The following is a 16,207-nucleotide window of genomic DNA, read 5'->3' on the forward strand; positions in this document are numbered from 1 at the left end:
CCATCGCCCGCCGTGACCAGTGCCTGTTCCCTGCACGACACCTGGAGTTCTCCCGTCGCCCCTCTGATGTGGGGCAGTGCGAGAGAAAGGTGTCACCGTGCGAGACCCGCGAATGTCCGCGATCGGCAAAGGGCTGAGGCGCAGGGGAAGGCTGATGGCACAGGCGGTGAGCCCGCCGCGCCGGAGCCTCGACGCCATGCCCGCGCCCAGGACCGACGGGGACTCGTACACCGCCCCGCCCGCCCCGCGGCTGGTGGACTCGCCGGTCTTCGTCCTCTCCTCCGTACGCTCGGGCTCGACCCTCCTGAGGGTCCTGCTGAACAGCCACAGCAGGATCCGCGCCCCGCACGAGATGCATCTGCGCACCCTGCACATCAACCTGTCGCGCGACTTCACCGCCGACGCCATGAAGGCGCTCGAACTCGACAAGGACGAGCTGGAGCATGTGCTGTGGGACCGGGTGCTGCACCTGGAACTCGCCCGCAGCGGCAAGCAGATCATCGTCGACAAGACCCCGCCGAACACCCTCATGTGGCCGCGCCTGCACCGATGTTGGCCGAACGCCCGCTACATCGTGCTGCTCCGCCACCCCGGCGCGGTCGTCGCCTCGCTCACCGACCGCCGCACCGACCCGGACCACGAACAGATCCGCGCCGAGGTCCTCGACTACAGCGAGAAACTGGACGAGGCCCGCCGCACCCTCGACGCCCACGTGATGACGTACGAGGACCTCACCGCCCACCCGGAGCGGACCACCCGCGGCCTGTGCCAGTACCTCGGTGTCCCCTGGGAGAGCACGATGCTCGACTACGGCGACAAGGACCACGGCGACTTCCGCCCCCAGCTCGGCGACTGGAGCCCCACGATCAGGTCGGGCCGCATCCAGCAGGCCCGCCCGGCCGACCCGACGGCCGAACTGCCGCCGCGCCTGGCCGAGTTGGCGAAGGAGTGGGGGTACCCGGTCGGCTGACCGGGTACCCCCGCGGGAGCCGTCGGCGTCAGCCGGTGAAGCCCGCCGTGATCGATGTGAACTGCCAGTTGCTCTGGCTGATGCCGGAGCAGTTGCTGACCACGCCGCCGCCCGGGCACGGCCGGTCGCGGTTGACCGACCAGAAGGCGAGGCGGGCGATGTGGTGGGAGTTCGCCCAGTCGCGGATCTGCGTCCAGGTCGCCGGCGAGGTGAGCTCCTGCTGGTCGCTCAGCCCGTTCATGCCGGAGATGCCGATGTGCGCGTAGGCCGTGGCGTCGTCCCAGCCGAACACCGACTTGAGCTTGGTCTTCAGCCCCTCCGTCGCGTTCACCGTGTTGCCGTACATGTCGGCGCCGCCGCCGAAGTCGAACGGCATGATGGTGAAGACGTCGATGTTGGCGTTCAGTGCCGAGGCCCGCTCGATGAGCCGGTTGCCCCAGTAGCTCGGGCCGGTCGTCGACGTGCCGAAGGTGATGATCGTCCGCAGCCCCGGGTTGTTCTGCTTGACGATCTTCAGGGCGTTGAGAATCCGGTCCTGGACGACCTCGTTCTCGAACTCGTCGGTGTTCTCGATGTCGACGTCGATCGCCTTCAGCCCGTACGCGTCGATCACCTTCTGGTACGCGCCTGCGAGCGCCTCCGGTGTCGAGCAGTTCGGTCCCAGCTTGTTGCCGCTCCAGCCGCCGATGGACGGGACGATGTCGCCGCCCGCCGAGCGGATGGAGTTGATGACGGACTGGTCGTTGCCGCCGGTCAGCGGACGCGAACCGTCCCAGGCCGGGTTGCAGCCGCCCGAGGAGAGGATGAACGCCATCGTGAACCACTTCACGCCGGTCGAGCCCATCACCGACGGGGCGCTCGGCGGGTCACCCCAGCCGAGGTACAGATAGGGCGCGGCCTGCTTGAAGCCGGTACCCCCGCCACCGCCCGGATCGGTCGTGACAGCAAGGGAGTTGGAGGCGGCCGACCGGTTCCCGGCAGCGTCCCGGGCCCGCACGGTGAACGTGTACGCGGTGCTCGGCGAGAGCCCGCTGACCGTGGCACTGGTCCCGGAGACACTGAGCACCTGGTTCGCACCGCTGTAGATGTCGTACGCGGTGACGCCCACGTTGTCGCTCGACGCGTTCCACGCCAGCGACACGCTCGACGAGGTCTTCCCGGTGGAGCGCAGGGTCGAGGGAGCCGTCGGCGCCTGGGTGTCCGAGCCGCCGCCGGGACCGTCGAGGCTGATGTCGTCGGCCTGGTAGGTGCCCTGCGCGTACCAGCCGTGCGTGTAGATCGTCGCGCTCGTCTGCGACGCGCCGGTGGTGAACGGCACGGTCAACTGGCTGTAGGCGGAGGGGGACTGGGTCCAGGTCGACGGCCCGCCGTCCACGCCCAGGTAGGCGTAGTTGCCGCGCACCCAGCCCGTCAGGCGGTACGCGGTGTTCGGCTGGACCGACACGGTCTGGCTGCACTTGGCGATGTCACTCGAACTCGCCGCGCCCGCAAGGGCTTTGGTGCCCCCGTGGACCGGGCTCGACACGATCGAGCCGAGGTTGCCCGAGCAGGACCAGGGGGAGAGGCCGCCCGACTCGAAGCCGGGGTTGGAGAGCAGGTTGGCCGCCTGGGCGGTGCCGGGCAGGGCGACCGCCCCGGCGAGTGCCAGGGCGGCCGAAGCGAGCAGCGCGAGGAAACGGTTTCTGGAACGTCTGAGGCGCACGTGATCTCCCTGAACGTATGGGGGGTACGGGAGTTGCACGCTCACCAAGTTGGTATGGACCAATCAGACTGTCAAGGGACTGTCCGAAGTCTGTGCCGCCTGGGCCGGATGAGTCGCCTGAGCGGTCTGCTCCGAGTGTGCGTCGGCGGCGGGCTCCGCGGCGGTCGTGGTCGCGGCCGAGGGGACGGGGAGGTCCAGCTCCGCGCGCTGCTGCGGCAGCGACACCGGCCGTACCGCACGCGGTCCCGCGACCACCGTGTAGTCCTGTCCGAGGAACGGCGGGACCACGTCGCCGGGCTCCTCGCCGAGCGCCAACCGCACCGCCGCCCAAGGGGCGTTGATGCCGCACTGCGAGAGCTGGTGCAGGCCGCCCGCCGGGCGCGTGTTCACGTCCATGAGGACCGGCTCGTCACCGAGCATCCGGAACTGAATGTTCGTCAGGTAGTGCAGCCCGAAGGACTCCGCGAGCAGCCGGGACGGCTCGATCCACTGGGGGTCGAGCGTGAAGCCGCGCCGCCGGCCGTTCTTGGTCCGGCCCACGGCCATCCGTACCCGCCCGTCCGGACCGGTCAGGCAGTCCACGGACACCTCCGGCTGCTCCAGACGCGGCATGACCAGCCAGTCCACCGGCTCGTCGGCCTGCTCCAGCGCCTCGACGACCATGTCCAGCGGAACGTACGGGCTGGGGAAGCCGTTCAGGTGCATCAGGGAGAACGGGGTCCGCGTGATGATGCGGAAACCGACGCCGCCCGCCCCGGAGGCCGGCTTGAAGCACGCCTTGTGGCCGTCAGCCTCCAGCGCGTCGACCGCCGTGACCAGCTCCTCCGCGGTCCGCACCCGCCACCACGGCGGTGCCGGAATGCCGAGCTTCTCGACCGCCTCGTACGCGATCACCTTGTCCTGGAAGGTGTGCACGGCCTCCGCGGGCGGCGCGAGCAGCGCCGTACCGACCGCGGCGAACTCCTCGCGGTGCTCGACGAGCGTCGCCTGGTGCAGGACCGGCACGAACACGTCGATGGAGTGCCGGGCGCACTGGTCGAGCGCGTACTCGACGTAGGCCGCCGGGGACAGCCCCTCCGGCTCCAGCGCGGCCGCGTCGGCGGCGGCGAGGATGGGGGAGTCGGCGTCGCCGTGGGTGGCGTGGATCTCGACGGCCCTGCCGCACGGATTTCGCCGTAGCTGATCCATGAAGAACACGTTCTCCGCGTACGTGCGGTTGAGCCAGACGCGTACGCGAGAGACCATGCAGGCCGCCTTTCAGGGTTCGCGGGCACGACGAAGCAGGCCGTGCTCGGCAAAGGAGTAAATGGGTACACAAAACCGCCGTTCGAAAACGGGAGTCCGTGGCGGTTGTGTAGGGCCGATCATAGGGCTTCCGCGGCGTGCTCGCTGCTACGTGCGTGTTACAGAATCCCCGGGACGGGCCCGCCGGTGCTCCTGAGGCACGTCAGGCCCCCTGTACCCCGCTCCCCTTGAAGGACTCCAGGCCCTCCTTGATCTCGGCGAGCACGTCCGCCGCCTCGGCCCCGTCGATCACACGGTGGTCGAAGGTGAGGCTCAGCGGCAGCACCGGAGCGACGACGACCCTCCCGTCACGGACCGCGGGCCGGTCGGCGGTCGCGCCGAGCCCCAGCGTGATCGTGGTCCCGCCGACCGAGTGGAACGCCTCCACGGGACGGTGGCCGAGCGAACTCACCGCGAACGTGCCCGTCATCGAGGCCCGCCTGCGCAGGGGGCGGGTCGCGGCACGGTAGGCGAGGGTGCGCAGCGGCCAGGGCAGCCGCTGGAGCGCGCGGACGCCGGCGAACTCCGGCATCGTCGCGGGGTCGCCGTCCCGGAAGTGGTCGACACGTTCCTGGATCTCGCCGAGCCCGGCCCGCTCCAGATCCGGCAGCACGGCCGACAGCACCACCCGGCGACCGCCCAGCGTGCGGTCGAGCGTGAACTTGCCGTGCACACCGTCGTACCGGGCGACCCTGGACCGGCCCCGGAGCGCGGCGTTCGCCTCCGGGTGCGCGGCCAGCACCCGCGCGGCCACATGGAGCACGTACGTGACCGTGGAGATCCGGCGCCCCGACGGCTGCCCGGCGCGGTGCTCCCGTACGTTGCCCATGTCGACCGACGTACCGAGGAACACCGGCGCGAAGGACCGGATGCCGTCGAGGAAGGCCAGGGTGTGGCGGCGCTCGCGCGCGACCGGTGAGATCCTCACGAGGCCACCGCCAGCGCGTAGATCTCCTCCAGGCTGCCGGCCTCCAGCGCTTCCGCCAGGGGGAGCGCACGGCCGGTCGTACGCTCCAGGAGCGCGAGGAGCGAGAGCAGGTGCACGGAGTCCCAGCCGGGCACCCGGTCGAGCCCCGCGCCGACGTCCGCGCCGGTCACCGGCAGGCCGAGGTCGTCCTGGAGGAGGATGAGGAAGTCGTCGATGGAGTTCACGAGCCGTCGTCTCCCGGGATCTCGGTGAAATGGACGTGCGCGGGCGGCACGGGCAGGACCCCGAGGCCGTGCTCGTACGTCACGGTCGTGCCGTCGCCCTGGTCGATGGCCGTCATGCGGGTGAGTGCCGTGTTCTCGTCCGGGACCCGGACGAAGCCGTTCCTCGGGTAGAAGTCCCTGACCTTGGTGTTCTTCGATGTGGCCCGGTGGTTCGCGCGCACCGCCCGGGCGCCGTGTGCGCGGGCGTGTCGCAGCACGGCACAGAGCGCGGTCTGCTCGATGCCTCGGGAGAACACCCGGCAGCTGAGCAGGAAGTTGTCGATGTGGACGGTGTCGCCGTGCCGGTGCGTGAACACCGCGCCCACGACGCCGTTGTCCCCGAAGCGGTCGGCGGCCCGGACGGCGAGGACACGCGCCGCCGGATCGTCGAGGAGGGCACGCACCTCGGCGGGCCCCAACCGCAGGGTCGTCTGGTTGAACTGGTTGGTCCGCAGGGTCAGTTGGGAGAGCCGGGCCACCTCGGCCGGGCCGGCCTCGACGAGGTGGACCTCGACCCGCAGCTGCCGCAGGTATTCGTCGAGGGAGTCGAAGCTGTCGAGGAAGTCCTTGCGGACCAGCTCGTCGCGGTACTGGGCGACCCGTGTGACGTCCTCGCGGGTCAGCTCGGGGGCGTCGAACCAGCCGTCGCGCAGCAACGCCTCGATGTGCAGGGCCGGTTCGCCGTTCACGGGTACGACGGAGACGCCTGGCAGCTCGTGGCGGACGAGCCCGCACTCGTAGGGGCTGTCGTCCACGAACACGAAGCTGTCCACGCCCAGGTTGAGCGCGTCGGCGAGTTCGGCGAGGTTGTCGTGCTTGGGCCGCCAGTTGGCGACGACCCGGACGAAGTCGCCCTCGCGCAGGAACATGCCGGGATGCCCGCGCAGGACCTCGCCGACCGGTTCGGGGTCGTTCTTGCTGACGGCGGCCAACAGCACGCCCTGCGCGGCGAGTTGTCCGACGACCCGCTGGAACGCGTGATGGGCCCCGCCGCGGTGCGTGCCGTCGGTTCCGGTCTCGATGCCGTCCGGGCCGTCCTCGCCGAGGATCCCGCCCCACAGCGTGCCGTCCAGGTCCAGGACGAGGGCCTTCTTGCCCTGTCCGGCCCGATGCCGGGCCAGATGCCCGATCTCACGGGCGTACGCGGCGAGCAGCGCGGGGGAGAGGTGCGTCCTGGTGTACTGGCTCAGTCGCGGCTCGACCACGGGCACGCCCTCGCCGACCAGCGGATCCAGGTCGAGGACGACGACCCGCTCGTGCTCTTCGGCCAGCCGCAGCAGCCGTGAGTTGGCCTCCCGCCACACCGCCCCGAGCCGCGCCCGCGACCGGTGGTCGACGAGCTGCGCGGCGAACCGCCTCGGCAACGGCAGGGTGTTGAGGACGAGCGTCCCGCGCGCGGACTCCGCGAACCGCGCGACCAGTCCCGCCAACGTCCCGATCCGCTCCCGCGCGACCCGCTCCACGTCCTCGGGCCCCCAGGGCACGGGGACCTCGTCGAAGACCACCATCGGGTCCAGCACACAGAGGGCCAGATCGGCCCCGTACAGCTCACCGCCCGGGTCGGCGAGGTCGAAGACGTACGCGTCGAAGTCCGCGAGATGTGGCCTCAACAGCAGCCCGTGGCGGGCCAGTTCGACGGTCAGGGACGGCAGCAGCGGTGCCAGCGTCCCGTGCCCGGTGACGGCGACGCTCACGACCGGGACGGCCGGATGCTCCGCCAGCACCTCGTCCGGATCGAGCCGCGCCAACAGCTGCCCGGCGCGGGCGAGTTCGGCGTCCGAGGCCCCGTCGAGCAGCCGCCGAACGCCGGGATACTCAGGGACGAGCCGCCCTGCACGGTGCAGATCGAGCAACGTCGAAGGCCCGCTCTTCACCGGACGTTCGGAGCCGGATGCGCCTGCCATGGATCTCCTTGCTCTCCTCGTTCTCCTTGGGCTCGGCACCCCGTTCGGGGGCGCGGGGCGCCGACATCCGCGGCTCCGCCGCGGAGCGCGAGCGGCCAGAACGGACCCGCACCAGGAAGGCCTGCCGTGGTCACATCGTCGGCGGGGCCGCTAAAGCCGCTCTTGTACCGTGGAGGCGGCATGTGTTCTTGTGGTCCCATCCGGGCACGCCGAGGGGCGTTTCCGGTCCACGGAGGGGGCGAGGGTGACGACGGCTGACCGTCCGGGCCGGCTGCTGGCCATCAGCGACCTGCACATCGGATACGCCGAGAACCGCGCCCTCGTCGAACAGATGCGCCCCGAGACCGACGACGACTGGCTCCTGGTGGCCGGCGACGTCGCGGAGACGGTGGCCGACATCCGCTGGGCCCTCGAAACGCTCGCCTCCCGCTTCCGCAAGGTGATCTGGGCACCCGGCAACCACGAGCTGTGGACCCATCCCAAGGACACCGTCACCCTGCGCGGAGTGGCCCGCTACGAGCACCTCGTGGAGGTCTGCCGCGAGCTGGGAGTGACGACCCCGGAGGACCCGTACCCCGTGTGGGAGGGTCCCGGCGGACCGGTCGCCGTCGCGCCGCTCTTCCTCCTCTACGACTACTCGTTCCTGCCCGCGGGCTGCGCGACCAAGGAAGAGGGGCTCACGTACGCCCACGGGACCGGCGTCGTCTGCACGGACGAGCACTTCCTGCACCCCGACCCGTACCCGAGCCGTGAGGACTGGTGCCGGGCCCGGGTGGCCGAGACCGAGCGCCGGCTCGCGGAGATCCCCGCCGACCTGCCGACGGTCCTGGTCAACCACTACCCGCTGGACCGCCACCCGACGGAGGTCCTCTGGTACCCGGAGTTCGCCATGTGGTGCGGCACCGGGCTCACCGCGGACTGGCACCGCACGTACCGCGTCGCGGCCATGGTCTACGGCCACCTGCACATTCCCCGCACCACCTGGCTCGACGGCGTCCGCTTCGAAGAGGTGTCGGTGGGTTACCCCCGCGAGTGGCGCAAGCGCTCGGAACCGCCGGGCAAGCTGCGCCGCATTCTGCCGATGGAGGTCGGATCCGGTGATCGAGGAGCTGCTCCCGGAGTCGGTCGTGGCCGTGGAGGCGCACGGTGACGAGCGGCCCGGCGGCACGACGCCGTACCCCGAGCTCTATCCCGAGGAACAGGCGCTGATCTCGCGCGCCGTCGAGAAACGGCGCCGCGAGTTCACCGTCGTCCGCGGCTGTGCCCGGCACGCCATGGAGAAGCTCGGCGTGCCCCCGCAGGCCGTGCTGCCCGGTGAGCGGGGAGCCCCGCAGTGGCCCGCCGGGCTGATCGGCAGCATGACGCACTGCGAGGGCTACGCCGCCGCGGCGCTGGCCCGCGCCACCGATCTGGCCTCGATCGGCATCGACGCGGAGCCCCATCTGCCGCTCCCGGACAACGTGCTGGCGTCCGTGGCGCTGCCCGACGAGGACCGGCGGCTGCGCGGCCTCGCCGAGCGGCACCCCGGCGTCCACTGGGACCGGCTCCTGTTCAGCGCCAAGGAGTCGGTCTACAAGGCGTGGTTCCCCCTCACCGGGAAGTGGCTCGACTTCTCCGAGGCGGACATCGACGTCTTCATGGATTCCGGACACACCACGTCAGGAGGCCTCCGTGCCCGGCTCCTCGTGCCCGGGCCGGTGGTCGACGGCCGGCGGATCGGGCACTTCGACGGCCGCTGGACCGTACGCCGGGGACTCGTGGCGACCGCGGTGACCGTGCCGCACGCGCAGGACTGAGCGCGTTCACGTTCGCGTCCCCGGACGGCGGTCTGCGGAGGGCCGGGCGCGCCGCGACGGATGCGACGGACGCGAAACGCGGGTTCGGCGGGTTCGTCCGGCCCGTCCGGCCCATCTGGATCATCCGGGCCGTCCCGCCTCCGTCGAAGGGCTGACGGTGGCTCATCAGACCTCCGGGCACCAGGTGTGCAGCAGGCGGAAGAACGCCTCCTCGTTGCCCGTGAGCCCCGCCGCGGCCAGCGCGCGCTCCGCCTCGGCGAGGGCGGCGGGCGGCACGACGGGTGGTCGGCCCGTGCCGGGAGGGCCGTCCATGGCGGCCCGGACCGTCTGCAACAGGCGCAGATAGGCCTGCACGGCGGTGCGTTCGTGATCGGTCAGTACGGCGGTCGGCATCGGACGGCTCTCCCCGGTTCGGCTCGGCAGCAGCGCTTGTGGCGGTTCACTCGCCCCCGCACAGCGGTGGCGCTGGGTCCAGCTTGCCGTCCGCCACTGACAATGCCCTTTCGGTACGCGTCGGTTCGCCCGGTTAGCGGAGGGGAAACATCACGGAAATCCCTTGTCGGACAAGGGTCCTACGCTGGAAGCCAGGGCCTGGAGCCGTACTCCCGGCGGCCCGGTGAGGGGAGGCGAGCCCGTGGTCGACGTCCCGCGACAGCACCCGAGGCCCACCGCACGGCTGCGCTCGGTGGGCGACGGGGAGCTGCGGCTGCACCACCGAGTGGTGCACGGCTACCGCCGCGCCTACCGGATGGCGGGCGAGGGCCCGGCACTCGTCCTGATCCACGGCATCGGCGACTCCTCGGCGACCTGGGCCGAGCTCATCCCCGATCTCGCCCGCACCCACACGGTGATCGCCCCCGACCTCCTCGGCCACGGTGCCTCGGACAAGCCCCGGGCCGACTACTCGGTGGCCGCGTACGCCAACGGGCTGCGCGATCTGCTCTCCACCCTCGGCATCGAGCAGGCCACGCTGATCGGGCACTCGCTCGGCGGCGGTGTCGCGATGCAGTTCGCATACCAGTTCCCCGAACGCACCGAGCGGCTGATCCTGGTCAGCGCCGGCGGCGTGGGCCGCGAGGTGAACCCGGTCCTGCGGGCGGTCTCGCTGCCCGGCGCCGACCTGGCCCTGGCCGCGCTGCGGCTGCCCGGGATGCGGATCCAAGTGGGGCTGGTCGCCCATCTGATGAGGCTCCTCGACACCGACCTGGGCCAGGACGCGCCGGAGTTGCTGACCCTCGTGGACGCCCTGCCCGACGCGACCTCGCGCAGCGCGTTCATCCGTACGCTGCGGGCGGTGGTCGACTGGCGCGGCCAGGTCGTGACGATGCTCGACCGCTGCTACCTCACCCAGGGCATGCCGACGATGCTGATGTGGGGCGACCGCGACAGCGTGGTCCCCGTACGGCACGCGTACGGGGCGCACGAGGCCATGCCCGGCAGCCGCCTGGAGATCTTCGAGGGCGCCGGGCACTTCCCCTTCCACACCGACCCGGCCCGCTTCCTCTCCCTCGTCGAGGAGTTCACCGGCACCACCAGCCCCGCCGACTGGAGCCGCGAACACTGGAGCGACCTCCTGCGCGCCGGCCGCCCGGGCACCGCCGCGGGCCGGCCGGACACGGCCCGCAGCCGGGCGGTGGAGCGGGACCTGAGGGAGGCGAGCGAGCGCAGCGCGACGTGACCGCCGCGTAGGGCCGCGCCCAGGGGGCGCGGTCAGCCCTCGCGTGCCCCCGACGGCTCCGGTGCGCCGAGGACCGCGTCCCGCTCCTTGTCCGACAGCGGCGGATCGGCGAGGGGCGTCCGGCGTGGGCCCCGGAGCACCGCGATGACGACGGCGGGCTGGACCAGCGCGCTGAGGGGCTTGGACAGCGTCACCACGTCGAAGAACGCCTGAGTGACCAGCGGGCGGGCGGTCGCCGTGAGCATGAGGCGGTCGATGTAGCGGCCCAGGAGCTTGTCCGTGAGGCCCGGCTGCTCGCCGATGGCGTCGGGGTAGAGGATGTCGGTGCCGGTGGCCAGGTCCCAGGCGGTGGAGACCGGCCGGGCCACGGCGCGCTGCACACGCCGGGCCAGCCCGGGCGTGGCGATCCCGTACTCGGCCAGGAGCTCGCGCATCGCCACGGCACCCTGTGCGGCCACCGACAGCCCGTGCCCGTACACCGGGTTGTACGTGGCGACCGAGTCACCGATCGCGACGAAGCCCTCGGGCCAGTCCTTGACCTTCTCGAACAGGTGGCGGCGGTTCACGGTGCTGCGGGTGACGAAGACGTCCGACAGCGGCTCGGCGTGGGCGATGAGTTCGCCGACGACCGGATGCCTGACCCCGCGGGCGAACGTCTCGAACTCCTCGGCGGAGCCGGTGGGCTGACCGCCCCGCGTGCCCGAAAGGGTCACCAGCCAGCGGCCTCCCTCGATCGGCACGATGGTCGTGGTCTGCCCGGGGACGGGCTGCCGCGCGTCCGACTGCACGTTCACCAGGGGGTAGTCCTCGGTGCCCTCGGGCGCCCGGAAGATCCGGCTGGCGTACGCGAGTCCGGAGTCGACCTCCTCCATCGGGGCCGGGGACACACCCAGCTCGTCGAGCCATTTGATCGCCCGCGAACCGCGCCCGGCGGCGTCCACGACCAGATCGGCCGCCAGGACGCTCTCCTCGCCCCCCACCGTCCGGACCCGCACACCGGTCACGCGCCGCGCGTCACCCTCCAGACCGAGCAACTCGGTACGCGGCAGCACGGTGACGCGGGCGTTGCGCGCGACCCGCTCGCGGACCACCCAGTCGAGGAGGTCACGGCTGCAGGCGATCATGAACTGCATCTCGGGCCACCGGCGGAACCAGCCCCGCGGCTGCATGGAGACAAGACCCGTCGGCAGCGAGATGCGACGGGCACCGGCGGCGAGCCACCCGTCGGTGACGCCGGGCAGCAGCTCCTCCATCGCACGGGCACCACCGGACCACACGACGTGGACGTGGCGCGCCTGGGGGAGCCCCTTGCGCGGCTCGGGCCCGTCCGGCAGCACATCGCGCTCGACGACGGTGACGTCGGCGTACTCGCTGAGCGCGGCGGCGGCCAGCATGCCGGCCATTCCACCGCCGATCACGACGGCACGTCTGGGGGCCGTTCCCGGTTTGGCGCTAGTTGGTTCGCTCATGGAAGTCGCTCTCTGACCTGGTCGCGTACTGCCCTCGGGCAGCCGCGACGACGGGGGACTGACGCAGCGCGATGGACATCCGCACGAGGTCGCGCGGTCCCTCGGTGGACATGGACGGAGATACGGCGGCCGGCGAGGGGGCGGGGGCCGGGGTGTCGGCCGTCTCCGCCTTGTCGATGACCCTGCCGTCCGGGTCGGCGGCCCGCGCCCGGACGGCCGCCGTCACCATCGCCGCGTCGGCCTCGGCCTGCGCCTGGGCGGGATCGGAGCCCGACGCGAGCGCCGCGTCGTAGGCGTTCGCGCGCACCACCGTGTCGAAGTAGGGATACAGGCTGAGCATGCCGTCGTGGATGTCCGACTCCCGCTGGGTGACCTGGAGTTCGGCCGGGGACCACCACGACATGCGGACCCCGTGGGCCGCGTGCGGCGAGACCGGCTTCAGCTCGCGCCACAGCGGGCCGAGACGGCGGTACGTCGACCAGGTGGACCAGGTGTCGCCGACCCGCTGGCAGGCCAGGGGGAAACAGAAGCCGATCGCGCTGATCTGCACCCCGGTGGAAGCGAGTACGGGGGCGGCGTCGGAGCTGAGGTAGTCGAGGTTCGCGCCGTTCCAACGGGCGATCACCGCGGTGAACTTGGTGGTCAGATAGGCGATGTTGAACAGATAGCCGGCCACGATGATCAGCAGCCCGGCCCGCAGCCACCCCTGCACCTGAAGTGCCCAGCGCCCGCACATGACGCTCATCGCGACACCCGAGACGGTCAGCGCCACGAGATAGAGCACGATCATCTCGCGGACGAACGGCTCGTTGGCGTAGTACGTGTCGAAGTCCACCAGCCGTTCCACCGGCGCGTCGCCGAGGACGAACAGCACGACCAGCGCCACGATCACGACGCTGTAGCCGATGATCCAGCGGCGTGACACCCGGCGGGTCGACTCCGCCGGCCCGCCACGCCAGTTGACGATCAGCACCAGACAGGCGGCGCTGAAGGCGCTGAGCAGGCAGTAGACCAGCGGCGCCGAGACGTTCGTGATCCCGATGACGTCGTTGACCTCACCGATGGTCGGCGGGGCCGCGAAGAAGAACACCAGCCCGGCCAGCGCCATCAGCGTGCACACCGAGCGCAGCAGCGGGTCGCGCCAGGACCGCGACAGCGCGGGCGCCTTGAACATGAGGGCCGCCGACATGGCGACGGCGGGAATGTAGTAGCTGGACCCGTCCACGGTGTTCCGGCGCCCTCAGCCCTGCGGCCCGCGATAGCCCAGGGTGGCCTCGATGCGTCCGGCGAGACCCTCACGCCGTACGGGACCGCGCAACGACGAACCCGCAAGCCACACTCGGCACTTGCTCGCCAGCAACAACCCGAAACTCTCCGCGTCCTTCTCGTCCGCCAGGTCCGACCGCGTGCGGGCCGCCACCTTCAGGACGGTCGCCTGGAGGTCGGCGTCGTCCGAGAGCATGCGGGCGGCGACGGCCGCGCCCTCCACGTGGTGGCTGCAGTGCCCGGCGTTCATGTGCCACAGCTCATGGCCGAGGATCACCAACTGGTGGTCGGGCGCGGTGCGTTCCTCGACGACCACGAGGTCCTGGTCGGCCATGTCGAGCCAGAGCCCGCTGGCGGTGCCCGGCGGGAACGCGGCCGTGCGGAACTGCACCGGGCGTCCGCGCCGTCTGCTCATGGCGTCGCACAGCGCGGCGTACAGATCGGCGGGCTCCGCCGGTGCCGGCAGTGAGAGCTCGTCGACCAACTCGCCGCACAGACGGCGCATGTCCTTTCCTATGCCCACAGAATCCCCCGGATCACGACTCGGGCCGCTTGACGCTCTCCAAGAGCATGTCCAGCCACTCGGCGACCTTGTCCCGGTGCTGGTCGGTGGGCAGCTGTGCGGCCCGCCAGGCGATGCCACGGACGCCGTGGTCCTGCAGCAGCCGCTCCAGCGGATCGTCGGCGACAGCCGGCGCGGCCTCGCGCTCCCGGTCCGCGAGCCGCTGCAACAGCTCCTGCTCGGTGTGCTGGAGGGCGCCCGCGAGCGCCTCGGGGTCCTCCGCGGTGAGGAATCCGGCGTGCACGCGGAAGAACCGCTGGATGGCGTCGCAGTGCTCCATCGTGGGGCGCCGGTCGCCGTTGATGAGGGCGCCGGCCTGCTGGCGCGACATTCCGGCGCCGTCGGCGATCTCCTGCTGGGTGTAGCGGCGGCCGCCCGGCTTCAGCCGGGTGCGGCGCAGCAGGTCGAGCCGTTGCAGGAAGCGGGCCTGGAGATCGGGCTCGCCCGCGGGCCGCCCGTTGAGCAGGGATCTGACCACGACCTCGGGGACTCCGGAGGCCGCGGACAGCCGCCGGACGTCGAACACCTCGTCGTGCGGCGCACCGAGCCGGTCGGCCAGCCCGGTGACTCGGGCCACGACGGCCGGCAGCAGACCCGTCGCCGTGGCGCCCGGAACCTCGAAGCCATCCGTCACCGACACTTCTCTCCTACGTCTCTTGTCGACCGCTCTGGTGGAACCGGATTCCTCGGACGTGAAGCCCCTGTGGGAATTCCGGAAGTGCGGAGTGAACCGCCCGAAGACCGGAGAGTAGCCCTTTGGTCGAACTGACATCCAGGTCTCGCCACAACTGTGGCGGGATTCAGCCGTCAACGGGCGTCAAATGCCACGATAGTTGACACCGCTCGACCAGGGGTAGCAGGATCACGACGCCGCGATAGGGCCGCATAGGCAAGAGGGGTGGACCTCCCGATGGCATACCAGGCAGGAGGGTCCCGGCCACAGCCGCGACCAGCCCCCGAGAGTCGTGAGGCCCAGGCGTATCTCCAGGACTATGCCGCGCTCCTGGAGGCCGTGACCTTTCCTTCCGTCGTCGTCGACCACCGCTGGGACGTCGTCCTGGCGAACGGTGCGTTCGAGACACTTTTCCGCGGGGTCGGCCCGCACCCCACCGCCATGCCGGGGGACAACTTCCTCCGGTTCGTCCTGTTCCATCCGGACGCGGGCACGGTCCTCGGCGAGCACGAGTCGAGCTGGTGTCTGCCGATGCTGGCGCACTTCGCCGCCGCCGTCGAGCGGCACGGTCACGACCACGGACTCCAGTCGATCCTCCGGGACATCGCCCAGGACCCGATCATGGACGCCGCCTACCGGCACGGCCTGCCGCACTGGATCCGCTCGGTCGGCCCGGACGCCGTGGAACACGACGGCGCGGTGCGGCCGTTACTCCATCCCGACCCGCGCTGGGGCCGTACGGACTGCCGCATCGTCGGCGAGACCACCAAGACCCTTCAGGGCATGGGCTATACGCGGCTGACGCTGGTCCTGCGCGCGGCCCGCCGCGCGCCCGCGCGGCGTACGCGACGCGCGTCGAGTCACCTGAGCGTGGTGCCCGCCGCCGAGGTGTAGCCCCCGTTACGCGGGCCGTTGGTCCTTCACCACACGGTCGACCGGTGTCCCGCGCTTCGCCGCCTGGATCTGCTCGTACACATGGGTCCGCAGCTCGGCGAAGCGTGGGGCCACCCGGGTGTGCAACTGGTCGCGCTCGGCCGGGAGATCGACCTTCAGCTGCTCCTGGACGACCGTCGGGGAGGAGGACAGGATCAGCACCCGCTCGCCGAGGTACACCGCCTCGTCGATGTCGTGCGTCACGAAGAGGATCGTGATGCCCCGCTGCCGCCACAACCCCCGGACCAGGTCCTCCAGTTCGGCGCGGGTCTGTGCGTCCACCGCCGCGAACGGCTCGTCCATGAGCAGCACATCGGGCTCGTACGCGAGCGCGCGGGCGATCGCCACCCGCTGCTGCATGCCGCCCGACAGCTGCCACGGGTACGCGCCCGCCGCGTCGGTGAGGCCGACCGACTCCAGCGCGTCGGCGACCAGTTCGCGGCGCCTCACGCTCGGCAACTTCTTCTGCTTGAGGGGGAGTTCGACGTTCTCGCGGACCCGCATCCAGGGGAAGAGACTGCGCCCGTACTCCTGGAAGACGACCGCCATCCCGGGCGGCGGCCCGGTCACCCGCTCGCCTCCGAGGAACACGTCACCCGCCGTGGGCGCCAGCAGTCCGCCCACGCACTTCAGCAGCGTCGTCTTGCCGCAGCCCGACGGGCCGACGAGACACACCAGTTCGCCGGCCTCGACCGTGAAGGTGAGGTCGCGCACCGCCTCCACCCGGCGGCCCGACCCCTCGTAGACCTTCTGGAGGCCGCGTACGTCGAGCATGGAGC

16 protein-coding genes are annotated in these 16,207 nt (G+C 71.3%); 5 read left to right on the plus strand and 11 right to left on the minus strand.

Annotation, left to right across the window (positions count from 1 at the left end; all coding sequences use genetic code 11):
• The first annotated feature begins 97 nt into the window (after positions 1-97).
• Positions 98-970: a sulfotransferase family protein gene (locus ACN20J_RS41100; protein ID WP_259333523.1), complete on the plus strand. Its 873-nt coding sequence runs from the start codon at positions 98-100 to the stop codon at positions 968-970.
• A gap of 28 nt (positions 971-998) precedes the next feature.
• On the opposite strand, the gene ACN20J_RS41105 is transcribed toward ACN20J_RS41100, so the two are convergent.
• The 5 genes from ACN20J_RS41105 to ACN20J_RS41125 form a co-directional block, all read right to left on the minus strand.
• Positions 999-2,672 (minus strand): carbohydrate binding domain-containing protein, encoded by a 1,674-nt coding sequence (locus ACN20J_RS41105; protein ID WP_190227335.1) that lies wholly within the window; start codon positions 2,670-2,672, stop codon positions 999-1,001.
• A gap of 63 nt (positions 2,673-2,735) precedes the next feature.
• A complete protein-coding gene (locus tag ACN20J_RS41110) occupies positions 2,736-3,917 on the minus strand; it encodes an ATP-grasp domain-containing protein (protein WP_190227336.1) in 1,182 nt (393 codons plus the stop codon).
• A 202-nt stretch (positions 3,918-4,119) separates the two neighbouring features.
• Complete coding sequence (locus tag ACN20J_RS41115; protein ID WP_419667920.1) at positions 4,120-4,884, minus strand: 2-oxo acid dehydrogenase subunit E2; 765 nt, start codon at positions 4,882-4,884, stop codon at positions 4,120-4,122.
• The gene (locus ACN20J_RS41120; protein WP_307519734.1) at positions 4,881-5,108 is read right to left on the minus strand and encodes a phosphopantetheine-binding protein; all 228 of its coding nucleotides are present in this window, start codon (positions 5,106-5,108) and stop codon (positions 4,881-4,883) included. Before ACN20J_RS41120 ends, ACN20J_RS41115 begins: the two co-directional genes overlap by 4 nt.
• Positions 5,105-7,051: an HAD-IIIC family phosphatase gene (locus tag ACN20J_RS41125; protein WP_419667921.1), complete on the minus strand. Its 1,947-nt coding sequence runs from the start codon at positions 7,049-7,051 to the stop codon at positions 5,105-5,107. Before ACN20J_RS41125 ends, ACN20J_RS41120 begins: the two co-directional genes overlap by 4 nt.
• A 244-nt stretch (positions 7,052-7,295) precedes the next feature.
• On the opposite strand from ACN20J_RS41125, the gene ACN20J_RS41130 reads away from it, so the two are divergent.
• Positions 7,296-8,201, plus strand: coding sequence for a metallophosphoesterase family protein (locus ACN20J_RS41130; protein WP_190227340.1), 906 nt, complete (start codon positions 7,296-7,298; stop codon positions 8,199-8,201).
• Complete coding sequence (locus ACN20J_RS41135; RefSeq protein ID WP_419667922.1) at positions 8,149-8,847, plus strand: 4'-phosphopantetheinyl transferase family protein; 699 nt, start codon at positions 8,149-8,151, stop codon at positions 8,845-8,847. Before ACN20J_RS41130 ends, ACN20J_RS41135 begins: the two co-directional genes overlap by 53 nt.
• Before the next feature lie 165 nt (positions 8,848-9,012).
• Here the strand turns inward: ACN20J_RS41135 and ACN20J_RS41140 are convergent, their stop codons facing one another.
• On the minus strand, positions 9,013-9,240 hold the full coding sequence (locus ACN20J_RS41140; protein WP_055614757.1) for a hypothetical protein: 228 nt from the start codon (positions 9,238-9,240) through the stop codon (positions 9,013-9,015).
• Positions 9,241-9,481: 241 nt separating this feature from the next.
• On the opposite strand from ACN20J_RS41140, the gene ACN20J_RS41145 reads away from it, so the two are divergent.
• The gene (locus tag ACN20J_RS41145; protein ID WP_364184225.1) at positions 9,482-10,525 is read left to right on the plus strand and encodes an alpha/beta fold hydrolase; all 1,044 of its coding nucleotides are present in this window, start codon (positions 9,482-9,484) and stop codon (positions 10,523-10,525) included.
• A 32-nt stretch (positions 10,526-10,557) separates the two neighbouring features.
• On the opposite strand, the gene ACN20J_RS41150 is transcribed toward ACN20J_RS41145, so the two are convergent.
• The 4 genes from ACN20J_RS41150 to ACN20J_RS41165 are packed head-to-tail and all read right to left on the minus strand — an operon-like array spanning position 10,558 to position 14,456.
• A complete protein-coding gene (locus ACN20J_RS41150) occupies positions 10,558-11,994 on the minus strand; it encodes an NAD(P)/FAD-dependent oxidoreductase (protein ID WP_190227343.1) in 1,437 nt (478 codons plus the stop codon).
• Complete coding sequence (locus ACN20J_RS41155) at positions 11,978-13,219, minus strand: MAB_1171c family putative transporter (RefSeq protein WP_419667923.1); 1,242 nt, start codon at positions 13,217-13,219, stop codon at positions 11,978-11,980. The genes ACN20J_RS41150 and ACN20J_RS41155 overlap by 17 nt, the downstream gene beginning before the upstream one ends.
• A gap of 15 nt (positions 13,220-13,234) precedes the next feature.
• Positions 13,235-13,765: a toxin-antitoxin system, toxin component gene (locus ACN20J_RS41160; protein ID WP_361996687.1), complete on the minus strand. Its 531-nt coding sequence runs from the start codon at positions 13,763-13,765 to the stop codon at positions 13,235-13,237.
• Positions 13,766-13,796: 31 nt separating this feature from the next.
• Positions 13,797-14,456 (minus strand): helix-turn-helix domain-containing protein, encoded by a 660-nt coding sequence (locus tag ACN20J_RS41165; protein ID WP_189839760.1) that lies wholly within the window; start codon positions 14,454-14,456, stop codon positions 13,797-13,799.
• Positions 14,457-14,732: 276 nt separating this feature from the next.
• On the opposite strand from ACN20J_RS41165, the gene ACN20J_RS41170 reads away from it, so the two are divergent.
• Positions 14,733-15,389 (plus strand): hypothetical protein, encoded by a 657-nt coding sequence (locus tag ACN20J_RS41170; RefSeq protein WP_190227344.1) that lies wholly within the window; start codon positions 14,733-14,735, stop codon positions 15,387-15,389.
• Between the two features lie 6 nt (positions 15,390-15,395).
• On the opposite strand, the gene ACN20J_RS41175 is transcribed toward ACN20J_RS41170, so the two are convergent.
• The gene (locus tag ACN20J_RS41175) at positions 15,396-16,202 is read right to left on the minus strand and encodes an ABC transporter ATP-binding protein (protein WP_189839759.1); all 807 of its coding nucleotides are present in this window, start codon (positions 16,200-16,202) and stop codon (positions 15,396-15,398) included.
• Positions 16,203-16,207: the final 5 nt, after the last annotated feature.

This window comes from Streptomyces sp. 2-1 (assembly GCF_048564895.1).
In the GTDB taxonomy this organism is placed as follows: Bacteria; Actinomycetota; Actinomycetes; order Streptomycetales; family Streptomycetaceae; genus Streptomyces; species Streptomyces phaeochromogenes.

Excerpts from the sequence above, each read along its gene's own strand:
- ACN20J_RS41160 (WP_361996687.1), bottom strand. The coding sequence starts at position 13,765 with ATGCGCCGTCTGTGCGGCGAGTTGGTCGACGAGCTCTCACTGCCGGCA.
- ACN20J_RS41170 (WP_190227344.1), top strand. The coding sequence starts at position 14,733 with ATGGCATACCAGGCAGGAGGGTCCCGGCCACAGCCGCGACCAGCCCCC.
- ACN20J_RS41140 (WP_055614757.1), bottom strand. The coding sequence starts at position 9,240 with ATGCCGACCGCCGTACTGACCGATCACGAACGCACCGCCGTGCAGGCC.
- ACN20J_RS41150 (WP_190227343.1), bottom strand. The coding sequence starts at position 11,994 with ATGAGCGAACCAACTAGCGCCAAACCGGGAACGGCCCCCAGACGTGCC.
- ACN20J_RS41110 (WP_190227336.1), bottom strand. The coding sequence starts at position 3,917 with ATGGTCTCTCGCGTACGCGTCTGGCTCAACCGCACGTACGCGGAGAAC.
- ACN20J_RS41175 (WP_189839759.1), bottom strand. The coding sequence starts at position 16,202 with ATGCTCGACGTACGCGGCCTCCAGAAGGTCTACGAGGGGTCGGGCCGC.
- ACN20J_RS41125 (WP_419667921.1), bottom strand. The coding sequence starts at position 7,051 with ATGGCAGGCGCATCCGGCTCCGAACGTCCGGTGAAGAGCGGGCCTTCG.